This is a genomic window from Mycolicibacterium gilvum (assembly GCF_900454025.1).
Classification (GTDB): Bacteria; Actinomycetota; Actinomycetes; order Mycobacteriales; family Mycobacteriaceae; genus Mycobacterium; species Mycobacterium gilvum.
On the sequence record NZ_UGQM01000001.1, the window covers coordinates 4,121,356 to 4,134,239 of the forward strand.

Consider the following 12,884-nt stretch of genomic DNA (forward strand, 5'->3'; position numbering starts at 1 on the left):
CCCGTGTCCGAACTGGTACTGATGCAGGTCACCGACCGCGTCGCACTCATCACGATCAACGATCCCGACCGGCGCAACGCCGTGACCGCGGAGATCTCGGCGGCGCTGCGGGCGGCGGTGAGCGCGGCCGAGGCCGACCCCGACGTGCACGCGGTGATCGTCACGGGGGCGGGAAAGGCTTTCTGCGCAGGAGCCGATCTCACCGCGCTCGGCGCGGCGACCGAAGACGGGCTGCGGGTGATCTACGACGGGTTCCTCGCCGTCGCACAGTGCAGCCTGCCGACGATCGCGGCGGTCAACGGTGCTGCCGTCGGCGCCGGCCTGAACTTGGCGCTGGCGGCCGACGTGCGCATCGCCGGACCGCACGCGATGTTCGATCCGCGCTTCCAGAAGTTGGGCATCCATCCCGGCGGCGGCGCGACCTGGATGCTGCAGCGGATCACCGGCCCGCAGGCCGCCCGCGCCGCCCTGCTGTTCGGGATGCGATTCGACGCCGACGCCGCCGTACGCCACGGACTCGCCCTCGAGGTGGCCGACGATCCGGTCGCACGGGCACGCGAACTGGCCGCCGGCCCCGCCGGCGCACCCCGTGACGTCGTGGTGGCCACCAAGGCGTCGATGCGTGCCACCGCCCATCCGGGCACCGACGACCTCGAGCAACACCGCCTCGCGGTCGACATCGAGATCGTGCCCCAGGCCACCTCGATCGAGTCACCCGAGTTCGCGGCCCGGCTGGCCGCCGCCAAGCGCAGGTGACCTAGGGCGCCAGCGCGACGATCCGCTCGGCACGCCGCAGCACCGGCATGTCGACCATCTGGCCTTCGTACTGGAAAACCCCGCGCTCGGCCTGCGCCGCGGCCAGCACCCGGCGGGCCCAGTCGGCCTGCGCCTCGGTCGGTGTGTAGCCGTCCCGGATCACCGGCAACTGCGTCGGGTGGATCGCGACCTTGCCGTCGAAGCCGACCGCGACCGCGTCGTCGACCTCACCCCGCAGCCCGTCGAGATTCTTGATGTCGAGGAACACCGAGTCCAGCGCGACCCGTCCGTATGCCTTGGCGGCCAGCAGTGTCTGGGAGCGGACGTGGCGGGCGACCTCGCGGTAGGAGCCGTCGGGGTAGCGGTTGGCCGTCCCGCCGAGTTCGGCGAACAGGTCCTCGGCACCCCACATCAGCGCGTACGCGTTGTCCACCCGCGCCAGGTCGACCACGTTCAGCGCGCCCAGCGGCGTCTCGATCAGCACGATCACGTCCAACGGCGCCAACGCGCGGACCTGTTCGGGCGCTTCGGTCTTGGCGAGCATCACCGTGGTGTATGCGGTGCGCGCGACGGCCTCCAGGTCGGGTCCGTGATCAGCGGTGCCGGTCGGGTTGACTCGCACCACGGTGCGCGCCGGATCCAGCGGGGTGTTCACCAGCGCTTCCCGGGCCGCAGCGCGGTCCTTGGCCGCGACGCCGTCTTCGAGATCGACGATCACGATATCGGCTGCGGCCGCGGCCTTTTCGAACCGTTCCGGTCGGTCCGCGGGGCAGAACAACCATGCCGTCCCGGGTGCCAGTGTCACTGCGCCTCTCCTTCGGGTCGCTTGCGCACCATCGTCTTGCGCGATGCGGTCGCCACGATATCGCCGTGCTGATTGCGCCCGACGTGGCTGAAGGTGACGATCCCCTCCCCCGGCCGGCTCTTGGACTCCCGCTTGTCGGTGACCTCGGTCTCGGCGTACAGCGTGTCGCCGTGGAACAGCGGCTTCGGAAAGGCCACCTCGCCGAAGCCGAGATTGCCGACGATCGTGCCCTGGGTCAGCTGCGCGACCGACAGACCGACCAGCGTGGACAGCGTGAACATCGAATTGACCAACCGCTGGTTGAACGGCGGCAACGCATCCGAGAACGCGGCGTCCAGGTGCAGCGCCTGGGTGTTCATCGTCAACGTCGTGAACAGGACGTTGTCGGCCTCGGTGATGGTGCGGCCGGGCCGGTGCTGGTAGAGCACGCCGGTTTCGAACTCCTCGAACCACAACCCGCGCTGGACGACGATCTTCGTGTACCCGCTCACTTCGGTCCGATCGTTCGCTCCGCTCACAGTCCCAGCTCCCGCCCGATCAGCATCAGCTGCACTTCGGTTGTGCCCTCGCCGATCTCGAGGATCTTCGAGTCCCGGTAGTGTCGCGCCACCGAGTACTCGTTCATGAAGCCGTAGCCACCGAAGATCTGGGTGGCGTCACGGGCGTTGTCCATCGCGGCTTCGCTGGCGACCATCTTGGCCACCGAGGCGGCCTTCTTGAACGGCTTCCCGGACAGCATCAGCGCGGCGGCGTCGTAATAGGCGGCACGCGCGGTGTGGGCCCTGGCCTCCATCCGGGCGATCTTGAAGGCGATGGCCTGGTAGGTCCCGATCGCCGCGCCGAAGGCCTGACGCTCCTTGGCGTACTTGACGCTTTCGTCGACGCAACCCTGTGCGGCGCCGACCGACAGCGCCGCGATCGCGATCCGGCCTTCATCGAGGATCCGAAGGAAATTGGCGTAACCACGGCCGCGTTCACCGAGCAGGTTCTCCTGCGGCACGCGGACGTCGTCGAAGCTCAACGGGTGGGTGTCGGAGGCGTTCCAGCCGACCTTGTTGTACGCGGGTTCGGCGGTGAAACCCTCGGTGGGCACCGGCACCAGGATCGACGAGATCTCCTTCTTACCGTTGTTCTCACCGGTGACCGCGGTGACGGTGACGAGCTTGGTGATGTCGGTACCCGAGTTGGTGATGAACTGCTTGGTGCCATTGATGACCCAGCTCGCCCCGTCCGATTTCGCCGTGGTCTTCGTCGCGCCCGCGTCACTTCCCCCGCCGGCTTCGGTCAAACCGAACGCGCCCAGCGCCTTTCCGCTCGCCAGCAGCGGCAGCCACTCCTGCTTCTGGGACTCGTTGCCGAATCGGTACACCGGCATCGCACCCAGCGACACGCCTGCCTCGAGGGTGATCGCGACACTCTGGTCGACCTTCCCGAGTTCTTCGAGCGCCAGGCACAACGCGAAGTAGTCACCGCCCATGCCGCCGTACTCCTCGGGGAACGGCAGCCCGAACAGTCCCATGTCGGCCATGCCCGACACGACCTCGTACGGGAACGAGTGCTCCTCGTCGTGTTTGGCCGCCACCGGCGCGACGACGCTCTGGGCGAAGTCGCGCACGGTCTTGGCCAGTTGCGCGTAGTGGTCCGGAAGTGTCCCGGTGGACAGGAAATCACTCATGCCTTCGGCTCCTCGCTTGCCGTTATCCGGGCCAGCACCTGGCCCACTTTCACCTGTTCGCCCGCGTCGACCAGCAACTCGACAACGCCGTCGACCGGCGCGGACAACGCGTGTTCCATCTTCATCGCCTCGACGGTGACCACGACAGTGCCCGCCGTCACCGCCGCGCCGTCCTCGACGCCGACCGCGACGACGGTTCCCGGCATCGGGCTGGTCAGTTCGGCGTCGCCGCTGTGTTCGTCGTCGGGACGCACCGGCGCCTCACGGACCTCCTCGACCATGGTCACCCGGCCCGCACCCGCCAGCCAGACCTGACCCGGCGCCTCGGCCACGAGGTATTCGGTGCGCAGCCCGTCGATCGTGACGGCGAGCAGGTCACCGTCCAACGACGCTCGCAGCGTGCGCGTTTCACCGCCCTCGACCGTCGCCGTCGCGTCCCCGGGGGCTCCCGTCAGCCACACATGATCGGTGCGTTCACCGGCGTGCAGGCGGATGGACGTCGGCGCGCGACCGGCGATGCGCCATCCCGACGGTACGTCCCACGGGTCTGCCGGCGCGGTGGGCCATGATCGCAACCAGCGGTAGGCCGCGCCCGCGATGAGGTCGTCGTCGGTCGGCGGGGCGGGCGCGAAGTCGGGCAGGCGCCGGTCGAGCAGGCCGGTGTCGAGGTCGCCGGCGGCCACGTCGGGGTCGGCGAGCAGAAAGCGCAGGAACTCCACGTTGGTGGTCAGACCCAGCACCGCGGTGTCGGCCAGCGCGGCGTCCAGCGCGCGCAGCGCGGCCGGCCTGTCCTGTGCGTGGGTGATCACCTTGGCGAGCATCGGGTCGTAGTCACTGCCGACCACGGTGCCGCGCACCAATCCGGAGTCGACGCGCACGCCCGGCCCGGCCGGCTCACGAAGCCCGAGAACGTGACCGCCGGTGGGCAGGAAGCCGCGGGCGGGATCCTCGGCGTACACCCGCGCCTCGATCGCATGGCCGTCGAGGTGGATGTCGTCCTGCGCGATCGGCAGCGTCTCCCCTGCCGCGATCCTCACCTGCAGTTCGACCAGATCCAGGCCGGTGACCATCTCGGTGACCGGATGTTCCACCTGCAGTCGCGTGTTCATCTCCATGAAGAAGAACTCGTCGGGCCGGTCGGCGGAGACGATGAACTCGACGGTGCCGGCGCCGGTGTAGTCGACGCTGCGGGCGGTGTCGCACGCCGCAGCGCCGATCCGGGCCCGGGTGGCGGGATCCAGCAGCGGTGACGGTGCTTCCTCGATCACCTTCTGGTGGCGGCGCTGCAGGCTGCACTCACGCTCGCCGAGATGCACGACGTTGCCGTGGGAATCGGCGAGGACCTGCACCTCGATGTGGCGCGGATTCAGGACGAACCGCTCCAAGAACAGCGTGTCGTCGCCGAATGCCGACGCCGCCTCGCGCCGCGCACTGGCAAGGGCCGCAGCAAGATCGGCGGCGTCGTGGACGACGCGCATGCCCTTGCCGCCACCGCCCGCCGACGGCTTCACCAGCACCGGGAACCCCACATCGGGCGCCCCCGCGATCAGGTCGTCGTCGGTCAGCCCGGGCCGCGAGATACCCGGAACCACCGGGACACCGAACTCGGACACCGCGGCCTTCGCCGAGATCTTGTCGCCCATGGTCTGGATCGCGGCGACCGGAGGGCCGATGAACACCACACCGGCCGACCGCAGCGCATCGGCGAATTGCGAGTTCTCCGAGAGGAATCCGTAGCCCGGGTGCACAGCTTGGGCACCGGTGCGTGTGATCGCGGCCAGCAATGCGTCGATCGACAGATAGCTCTGCCGAGCCGGGGCGGGCCCGATGTTGATCGCGACGTCGGCCTCGCGGACGTGACGGGCGCCGGCGTCGGCGTCGCTGAACACCGCGACCGAGCGGATACCCATCGCCCGCAGCGTGCGGATGACCCGGACCGCGATCTCGCCGCGGTTGGCCACCAGAACCGTATCGAACATGTTCACATCCTGAAGACGCCGTAGGACACCGGCTCCAGCGGAGCCTGGCCTGTCACCGAAAGTGCGAGTCCGACAACGTCTCTGGTGTCGGCGGGGTCGATCACACCGTCGTCCCACAGCCGTGCGGTGGAGTAGTACGGGTTGCCCTGGCTCTCGTACTGCGCACGGATGGGCGCCTTGAAGGCCTCTTCCTCCTCGGGTGTCATGTCACCGCGCACGGTGGCCAGCACCGACGCGGCCTGCTCGCCGCCCATCACCGAGATCCGCGCATTCGGCCACATCCACAGAAAGCGTGGCGAATACGCGCGTCCGCACATCGAGTAGTTGCCCGCGCCGTAGGAACCGCCGATCACCACGGTCAGCTTCGGCACCCGCGCGCACGCCACCGCGGTGACCATCTTGGCACCGTGCTTGGCGATGCCGCCGGCCTCGTAATCGCGACCGACCATGAAGCCGGAGATGTTCTGCAGGAACAGCAGCGGAGTGTTGCGCTTGTCGCACAACTCGATGAAATGCGCGCCCTTGACCGCGGATTCGCCGAACAGCACCCCATTGTTGGCGACGATGCCGACGGGATGCCCGTGGATGCGGGCGAACCCGGTCACCAGCGTGGTGCCGTATGCGGCCTTGAACTCGGCGAAATCACCGCCGTCGACGATGCGGGTGATCACCTCGTGCACGTCGTAGGGCACCCGGGAGTCGACGGGCACCACGTCGTAGAGCTCGGTCTGATCGGCCACCGCGTCGACGGGCGGGGCGACGTCCCACGGTGGCGCGGCCTTGGGTGCCAGCGTGCCGACGATGCGGCGCACGATGCGCAGCGCGTCGCGGTCGTCGTGGGCGAGATGGTCGGTGACGCCGGAGACCTTGGAGTGCAGATCGCCGCCGCCGAGGTCCTCCGCGGTGACGACCTCGCCGGTGGCGGCCTTCACCAGCGGCGGACCGCCGAGGAAGATGGTGCCCTGGTTGCGCACGATCACGGCCTCGTCGCTCATCGCCGGGACGTACGCGCCGCCGGCGGTGCAGGAACCGAGGACAGCGGCGATCTGCGCAATCCCCTTGGCGCTCATGGTGGCCTGGTTGTAGAAGATGCGACCGAAATGCTCCCGGTCCGGGAAGACCTCGTCCTGCCGAGGGAGGAACGCACCGCCGGAGTCCACGAGGTAGATGCACGGCAGCAGGTTCTGCAGGGCGATCTCCTGGGCGCGCAGATGTTTCTTGACGGTCACCGGGTAGTACGTGCCGCCCTTCACCGTCGCGTCGTTGGCGACGATCATGCACTCGCGCCCCGAGACGCGGCCGATACCCGCGATCATGCCCGCACCCGGGCATTCGTCGTCGTACATGCCGTCGGCGGCCAGAGCTGCCAGCTCCAGGAACGGGCTGCCCGGATCGAGCAGTCCGTCGACGCGGTCACGGGGAAGAAGCTTGCCGCGGCTGACGTGCCGCTCACGGGCCCGCTGGGAACCCCCGAGCGCCGCCGCGGCGAGCTTGGTACGCAACTGGTCGACCAACGCGACGTGATCGTCGCGATGAGATGCCCGCGCTGCCATCGCTGAACCCACCTTTAGTTAATGGTGACTAACCGAGTGGTATGTTAATCAGCATTAACTGACGATGTCCACTACCGGCCGGAGGTTCATGTCATGGCCCCGACGGAGATCAGCTCGCCCCGCAGCAGGGCCAAATCCGACCGCCGGGACCAACTGGTCGCCGCGGCCGAGCGGTTGTTCGCCGAACACGGCTACCTCGCGGTCCGGCTCGAGGACATCGGCTCCGCTGCCGGCATCAGCGGCCCAGCCGTCTACCGGCACTTCCCCAACAAAGAGGCGCTGCTGGTGGAACTCCTGGTCGGCATCAGTACCCGGCTGCTGGCCGGCGCCACCGACGTGGTCGGCGCCGACGACGACGCGGCCTCGACGTTGGAGAACCTGATCGACTTCCACCTCGACTTCGCGCTCGACGAGTCCGACCTGATCCGTATCCAGGATCGGGACCTGGGCAACCTGCCGCCCGCCGCGAAGCGCCAGGTCCGGCGCAAGCAGCGGCAGTACGTCGAGATCTGGGTCGACGTCCTACGTCGGTGCACCCCCGGACTGTCCGAAGCAGACGCGCGGCTGATGGCCCACGGCACGTTCGGTCTGCTCAACTCGACGGCGCACAGCATGAAGCCGGGAACGACGAAAACGGCCGAGGCCGGCTCGCGGACCGTCCTGCGGGAGATGACGGTCGCGGCGCTGACCTCGGCCGAACGACGACGCGGTTGAGTGCCGGCTAATACCAGGCTCGACGCCCGCCGACCGGGCGGCCGACGGATCCGAGGACCCAGAACACGGCGCCGATCACGAGCAGCACGATGCCGATGTAAAACAGTATCGACATGTTGAAGACGAGTCCCAGAATGAGCAGAATCGCTCCGAAGACGATCATGTCCAGTCCATTTCTCCAGAATTGCCGGTCAGCTGTTTACTGACTCGGTTGCGGGACGTTGCAATCCGTGACCTTGGGATTCACACCCGCATAATTCAGCGGACCCGCGACCACCGTCAGCGCGATGCTTCCCGCTGTGGCGCAGTTGGTTTCGCCGCCGCTGAAGTAATCGCGTTGATACGCGGCGAAGACGCCGATCAACAACCAGACGAGCACTATGACCCCGAGAATTCCTCGCATGCCGTGCCTCCTTGGTATACGCGCCCGTAGTGGCGTGCAGCAGAGTTTTACCCCGCTGAAAATTCAGATAAACCTCGGTGCTGTCAGGTCACTCGGCGAAAGCAGCGGTGAGCCACTCGCACATCGTCTTGCGCAACACGGCACGGTTCTCCCGCTTGTCGATCTCATGACCGTCGTCCTCGAAGGTCAGTAGCTCGACCTCACGGCCCAGCGCCGTCAACGCCTCCCACATCTGCTCGGACTCGCCGGGCGGCACGTTGGTGTCGTTGAGTCCGTGGACCAGAAGCAGCGGCGCGCTGATCGCGTCGGCGCGCGGCAGCGGCGAGAGCTGCTCGAGCAACGACTGATCGCTGACCGGATGACCGTATTTGGGATAGGCCGCCGCGGCGATCCATTGCTCGGTGCTGCGGTACCAGGAATTGAGATCGCTCATGCCGCAGATACTGATGCCCGCCGCGAACTCGTCGGGATGGAATGCCAGCGCCGCCTGCGTCAGATAGCCGCCGTAGGACCACCCGCAGCAGGCCACCTTGCCGTCGGGGGCGTGACCGTTGTCGACCAGGAACCGGACGCAGTCGGCGACGTCGTCGATCGCGGCGAACCGCCGCTCGCGATCATCGGCGTGCATGAAGGACCGGCCGAAGCCGCCGGACCCGCGCACGTTGGGCAGGAAGACGCAGATGCCCTCGTCGAGCAGCGCGGGGAAGAACTCGTTGTAGCCGGGCCGACCCTGGCCTTCGGGGCCGCCGTGCAGGAACAGCATCGCGCCGATCGTCTCGACGCCCTCGCGCGGGCGGAACAACCAGCCGGTGAAGCTGAGCCCGTCGCGGGCGGTCACGGTCTCCAACGTCGGGTCCGCCGAGACGGGACCACTGCTGGGCTCGCGGTCGACCAGCTCCCACTCCCGGGTCCGCGGGTCCACCAGTTCGACCGTCGGCGGTTTCGACGGGCCTTCGACCGTCAGCGCCAGCATCGACCCGCCCGCGCTGATGCTCAGCTCGCCGGCCACCATGCCGGGCAACGGGATCGGGTCGTACAGCGTGCCGTCGGCATACTCAAGGATCTGTAATTCGCTGGCGCCGTGGATGTTCCACAGTATCGCGACGGTGGACAGATCGTCGCTGACCGTGAATTCGTCGAGTTCGCAGCCGGGCCGTTCGGCCACCACCTGATAGGTGACGCCCTCGGCGGAGACGGTCACCTCCAGGAGCCGGGCGTGCTCGGCGCCGTTCTCGCTGCGGATCAGCGCCCGCACGTAACCCTCGGTGCTGTTGACGCCGTAGATCTTCGCCGGGTGGTACAGCTCGCTGAGTTCACCGTCGGGACCGGTGCGCAACCGCCGGGGGTGGTGGTCGTCGAGGATCACACCGGTGTCGGTGGTGGAGCCCGGGTCATACGGCAGCAGCCCGGTCTCGGTCAGACCGCGCAACATGATCAGGTCGCGGTAGCCGCGGGGACCGACCCGCACCAGGGAGGCACCCGCCCACGAGTCGACCAGCCTGCCCCCGGAGCGGCGGTCCAGCACCGTGGTGGTGCCACCCGAGGGATCGATCAGACACGAGCTGCCGACCCCGTCCTCCCCGGTCAGAATCGCCGCGACCCACGTGCCGTCCCAGCCGATCAGCTCGGCGGTCCCGTCCACGCCCGAGGGCCAGTGGTCGATCCGTCGAGCCGCACGGTCGTCGGGATCGGTTGTCACAACCCAGATCTGGCTGCGGGTACCGCCCTCGGGGGCGACCTGGCAGGCCAGCCAGTGGCCGTCGGCCGAATGCAACACGCGGGTGACCGGACCTTCGACCGGCAACTCGACGTCACGCGACGAGCTCGCCCGCCACCCGCGCAGGAACCGCTGGACCGCCCGGGGATACCCGCCGTCGTCGACGAGGTGGGCGAACGCGGTGGCGTCAGGAGACATCGACGCGCCGTAGATTCGACGGACCTGTTCTGCCACGGTTCCCGATTGTGCACGGTCGGCGCCCGTGATGACCGGTGGGCCGGTGGCAGACGCACTGAGCGCTCGCACAGGTACCCTGCAGCCATGAGGTGGGCATGAAAGATTCACCCGGTCACGGACGCAACGAGTGGGGTGAGCGCGACTCCGGAAATTCCGGATACTCCGATCCTGCCTACGCCAGCCAGACCCCTTACGGTCCGCCCTACCAGCCCACCGAACGCCTCCCGGCCTACCCGCCGTATGGCTACAACCCCACCGCGGACCCCAACGCGACGGGACAGTATCCACCCCAGTACCCGCCGCACGGCCCCGGCCCGGAGCCCCCGCAGGATCCCAAGTCCCCGCGGTGGTTGTGGATCGTGGCCGGCGTCGCGGTGGTCATGGTCATCGGACTGGTCATCGCGCTGGTGATCGTCAACAGCTCGCGTCAGGAGACGGTGGTGGCGCCGCTGCCGGCGGCTCCGGAGCCGTCGATGACCACATCCTCGCCACGCTCACCGACCACGACGTCCCGCGCACCGAGGACCACCACCCGACCGACGACGCCGCTGCTGCCGCTGCCCACGCTGCCGTCCACGACGCCCGATCCGACGACGCCGGGAGCCACCGACTCCGTCATCTACACCGTCGAGGGCCTCGGCCGCGCCATCAACCTCACCTACGTCGACACCGGCGGGCTGCTGCAGACGGAGTTCAACGTGATGCTGCCGTGGACCAAGGAGGTCGCGCTGCCGCGGCCGGGCGAGAGCTCGGCCAGCATCACGATCATCAACGTCGGTCGCGAGGTGACCTGCTCGATCACCGTCAACGGCACGCAGCGGGAATCGCGCACCGGGGCCGGGCTCACGATCTGCGCGCCGACGCGCTGACAGCCGCACCGTGCCGGCGCGGGACACGCACCGGCAGGAACAGCAGCAGACCCAGCGCGAGCACGAAGACCAGTCCGCCCATACCCGCGCGGTAGCTGTCGAAGACGTCGATGAACACCGAGAACAACCACGGCGCCAGGAAAGTCGCGGCGCGACCCGCTGTCGTGTAGAGCCCGAAGGTGACACCTTCCTTGCCGTGGGCCGACATCCGCATCATCAGCGTGCGCGCCGAGGACAGCGTGGGACCGATGAACAGGCACAGCAGTAGTCCGCACGCCCAAAACGCCATCGGACCCGACAGCACCATCAACGTCAGTCCCACCGCGATCAGCGCGACGAGCGACGCCACGATCACCGGTTTGGAGCCCACCCGGTCGTCCACACGTCCGCCGGCCACCGACCCGAGCGCGGCCACCACGCAGGCGGCCACCCCGAACAACAACACGTCCGCCTGCGAGACACCGTAGACATTCACCCCCAGCACCGCCCCGAAGGTGAACACCCCCGTCAGGCCGTCCCGGAACACCGCGCTCGCGCCGAGGTAATAGACGAAATTGCGGTCGCGGCGCCACTCTCTGCCGATCTCCTGCCAGAGCCGCCGGTAGGCGCCGAGGAAACCCACCGCGGGCGTGGTCTCCGGCCCGGTGTGCCTGGGCGCCGAGATCAACAGCGGCAACGCGAACAGGGCGAACCACGCAGCGACGAGCAGCATCGCCGCGCGGACGTTCTGTCCGTCGGCGGCGGGCAGGGCGAGCAGTCCGCGGGTGTCACCGTCCCCCGAGATGAAGCCCAGATACACCACCAGCAGGGCCAGCACACTGCCGAAATAGCCGAGCGCCAAACCGAATCCAGAGATCCTCCCGGAGGTCCGCGGGGTGGACAGCTCGCGCAGCATCGCGTTGTAGGGCACCGTGGCGAGCTCACTGCACGCGGCGGTGCACGCCAGCAGCACCAGAGCGGGCAACAGGTAGTGATGGTCGTCGCGGATCAGGCTCAGCGACGCGGTCAGCAGCACCACCATCCCGGTCAGGACGGTCAGGGCGCGCCTGCGCCGGGCCGGCGCGTCGACCCACACACCGGTCACCGGAGCCAGCAGCGCCACGACGATCCCCGCGGCCGCCAGCGCACGACCGAGCCAGCTGGCCGGCGTGGTGTCGCCGGGGAGATCGTCTCCGACCACAGCTGTCAGGTACACGGTGAAGACGAAGGTGATGACGATCGCGTTGACCGCCGTCGCCCCGAAATCCCACATCGCCCAAGCCCACACACGCGCGCGGGGCGCCGCGTCGGTGGGCGGACCGGTCGTGGACGGCACCTGGCTCATGGACGCCCACGATATAGTCCGGCCCATGCCCGTACCCGCTCCCGGCGCGGACGCTCGCGCCGTCGTCACCGGTGCATCGCAGAACATCGGCGAGGCGCTGGCCGTCGAACTCGCCCGCCGCGGCCACCACCTGATCATCACCGCGCGCCGCGAAGAGGTCCTCAACGCGCTCGCCGACCGACTGCGGTCGGAGTTCGGCGTCACCGTCGAGGCGCGGGCCGTCGACCTCGCCGATCCCGCGGCGCGCGACGTGTTCTGCGAAGAGCTCGCCACCCGCACCATCTCGATCCTGTGCGCGAACGCCGGCACCGCGACATTCGGTGCCGTCGCCTCCCTCGATCCGGCCGACGAGCGCAAGCAGGTGCAGCTCAACGTTCTCGGCGTCCACGACCTCGTGCTGGCCGTTCTGCCGGGCATGGTGGCACGCCGCGCAGGCGGCATCCTCATCTCAGGGTCGGCCGCCGGTAACTCCCCGATCCCCAACAACGCCACCTACGCGGCCACGAAAGCCTTCGCCAACACGTTCGGCGAATCGCTGCGCGGCGAGGTGAAATCCGCCGGGGTGCACGTCACCGTGCTGGCGCCCGGGCCGGTGCGCACCGAACTGCCCGACCCCGACGAGCAGTCTCTGGTCGAGAGGCTGATCCCCGACTTCCTGTGGATCGACACCGAGTACACCGCGAAGGTGTCACTGGATGGGTTGGACCGCAACAAGATGCGCGTCGTGCCCGGGGTCACGTCCAAGGCGATGTCGGCGGCCAGCGGCTATGCGCCGCGGGCGATCGTCGCGCCGATCGTCGGCGCGGTCTACAAGAAGCTCGGCGGCGACTGACCCCGCCTTCCGCCGAAACT

General features: G+C 68.5%; 13 protein-coding genes. 4 read left to right on the forward strand and 9 right to left on the reverse strand.

Annotated features, from left to right (window positions below; translation table 11 throughout):
- Positions 1-3 precede the first annotated feature (3 nt).
- On the forward strand, positions 4-756 hold the full coding sequence (locus DYE23_RS19170; protein ID WP_011893437.1) for an enoyl-CoA hydratase: 753 nt from the start codon (positions 4-6) through the stop codon (positions 754-756).
- A gap of 1 nt (position 757) precedes the next feature.
- On the opposite strand, the gene DYE23_RS19175 is transcribed toward DYE23_RS19170, so the two are convergent.
- Genes DYE23_RS19175 through DYE23_RS19195 form a run of 5 tightly spaced genes read right to left on the reverse strand, consistent with a single transcriptional unit; the run spans position 758 to position 6,768 of the window.
- A complete protein-coding gene (locus tag DYE23_RS19175; protein WP_013471316.1) occupies positions 758-1,561 on the reverse strand; it encodes an HpcH/HpaI aldolase/citrate lyase family protein in 804 nt (267 codons plus the stop codon).
- Positions 1,558-2,052 (reverse strand): MaoC family dehydratase, encoded by a 495-nt coding sequence (locus DYE23_RS19180; RefSeq protein ID WP_011893435.1) that lies wholly within the window; start codon positions 2,050-2,052, stop codon positions 1,558-1,560. Before DYE23_RS19180 ends, DYE23_RS19175 begins: the two co-directional genes overlap by 4 nt.
- Positions 2,053-2,075: 23 nt before the next feature.
- Positions 2,076-3,236, reverse strand: coding sequence for an acyl-CoA dehydrogenase family protein (locus tag DYE23_RS19185; RefSeq protein ID WP_011893434.1), 1,161 nt, complete (start codon positions 3,234-3,236; stop codon positions 2,076-2,078).
- Positions 3,233-5,215, reverse strand: coding sequence for an acetyl-CoA carboxylase biotin carboxylase subunit (locus DYE23_RS19190; protein WP_099961533.1), 1,983 nt, complete (start codon positions 5,213-5,215; stop codon positions 3,233-3,235). Before DYE23_RS19190 ends, DYE23_RS19185 begins: the two co-directional genes overlap by 4 nt.
- A gap of 2 nt (positions 5,216-5,217) precedes the next feature.
- Complete coding sequence (locus tag DYE23_RS19195) at positions 5,218-6,768, reverse strand: carboxyl transferase domain-containing protein (RefSeq protein ID WP_011893432.1); 1,551 nt, start codon at positions 6,766-6,768, stop codon at positions 5,218-5,220.
- Between the two features lie 93 nt (positions 6,769-6,861).
- Between DYE23_RS19195 and DYE23_RS19200 the strand changes: the two genes are divergently transcribed.
- Entirely contained in the window at positions 6,862-7,482 is a 621-nt protein-coding gene (locus tag DYE23_RS19200; protein ID WP_011893431.1) for an SACE_7040 family transcriptional regulator, read from the forward strand.
- Between the two features lie 7 nt (positions 7,483-7,489).
- Here DYE23_RS19200 and DYE23_RS19205 read toward each other — a convergent pair whose 3' ends face one another.
- The 3 genes from DYE23_RS19205 to DYE23_RS19215 all read right to left on the reverse strand — a co-directional run bounded on the left by DYE23_RS19205 (position 7,490) and on the right by DYE23_RS19215 (position 9,800).
- Complete coding sequence (locus tag DYE23_RS19205; protein WP_011893430.1) at positions 7,490-7,645, reverse strand: DUF6131 family protein; 156 nt, start codon at positions 7,643-7,645, stop codon at positions 7,490-7,492.
- A gap of 36 nt (positions 7,646-7,681) precedes the next feature.
- On the reverse strand, positions 7,682-7,885 hold the full coding sequence (locus DYE23_RS19210) for a hypothetical protein (protein WP_011893429.1): 204 nt from the start codon (positions 7,883-7,885) through the stop codon (positions 7,682-7,684).
- An 88-nt stretch (positions 7,886-7,973) separates the two neighbouring features.
- Positions 7,974-9,800, reverse strand: coding sequence for a S9 family peptidase (locus DYE23_RS19215; protein WP_115329033.1), 1,827 nt, complete (start codon positions 9,798-9,800; stop codon positions 7,974-7,976).
- A 134-nt stretch (positions 9,801-9,934) separates the two neighbouring features.
- Here DYE23_RS19215 and DYE23_RS19220 point away from each other — a divergent pair, with 134 nt between their 5' ends.
- A complete protein-coding gene (locus tag DYE23_RS19220) occupies positions 9,935-10,708 on the forward strand; it encodes an MmpS family transport accessory protein (RefSeq protein ID WP_115327905.1) in 774 nt (257 codons plus the stop codon).
- Here DYE23_RS19220 and DYE23_RS19225 read toward each other — a convergent pair.
- Positions 10,683-12,032, reverse strand: a complete 1,350-nt coding sequence (locus tag DYE23_RS19225; RefSeq protein WP_115327906.1) for an MFS transporter — start codon at positions 12,030-12,032, stop codon at positions 10,683-10,685. The two genes, DYE23_RS19220 and DYE23_RS19225, sit on opposite strands and share 26 nt — an antisense overlap.
- Before the next feature lie 25 nt (positions 12,033-12,057).
- On the opposite strand from DYE23_RS19225, the gene cmrA reads away from it, so the two are divergent.
- Complete coding sequence (cmrA, locus tag DYE23_RS19230; protein ID WP_115329034.1) at positions 12,058-12,864, forward strand: mycolate reductase; 807 nt, start codon at positions 12,058-12,060, stop codon at positions 12,862-12,864.
- Positions 12,865-12,884 lie beyond the last annotated feature (20 nt).

Excerpts from the sequence above, each read along its gene's own strand:
- DYE23_RS19200 (WP_011893431.1), top strand. The coding sequence starts at position 6,862 with ATGGCCCCGACGGAGATCAGCTCGCCCCGCAGCAGGGCCAAATCCGAC.
- DYE23_RS19210 (WP_011893429.1), bottom strand. The coding sequence starts at position 7,885 with ATGCGAGGAATTCTCGGGGTCATAGTGCTCGTCTGGTTGTTGATCGGC.
- DYE23_RS19215 (WP_115329033.1), bottom strand. The coding sequence starts at position 9,800 with ATGTCTCCTGACGCCACCGCGTTCGCCCACCTCGTCGACGACGGCGGG.
- DYE23_RS19195 (WP_011893432.1), bottom strand. The coding sequence starts at position 6,768 with ATGGCAGCGCGGGCATCTCATCGCGACGATCACGTCGCGTTGGTCGAC.
- DYE23_RS19220 (WP_115327905.1), top strand. The coding sequence starts at position 9,935 with ATGAAAGATTCACCCGGTCACGGACGCAACGAGTGGGGTGAGCGCGAC.
- cmrA (WP_115329034.1), top strand. The coding sequence starts at position 12,058 with ATGCCCGTACCCGCTCCCGGCGCGGACGCTCGCGCCGTCGTCACCGGT.
- DYE23_RS19205 (WP_011893430.1), bottom strand. The coding sequence starts at position 7,645 with ATGATCGTCTTCGGAGCGATTCTGCTCATTCTGGGACTCGTCTTCAAC.
- DYE23_RS19225 (WP_115327906.1), bottom strand. The coding sequence starts at position 12,032 with ATGAGCCAGGTGCCGTCCACGACCGGTCCGCCCACCGACGCGGCGCCC.
- DYE23_RS19190 (WP_099961533.1), bottom strand. The coding sequence starts at position 5,215 with ATGTTCGATACGGTTCTGGTGGCCAACCGCGGCGAGATCGCGGTCCGG.
- DYE23_RS19185 (WP_011893434.1), bottom strand. The coding sequence starts at position 3,236 with ATGAGTGATTTCCTGTCCACCGGGACACTTCCGGACCACTACGCGCAA.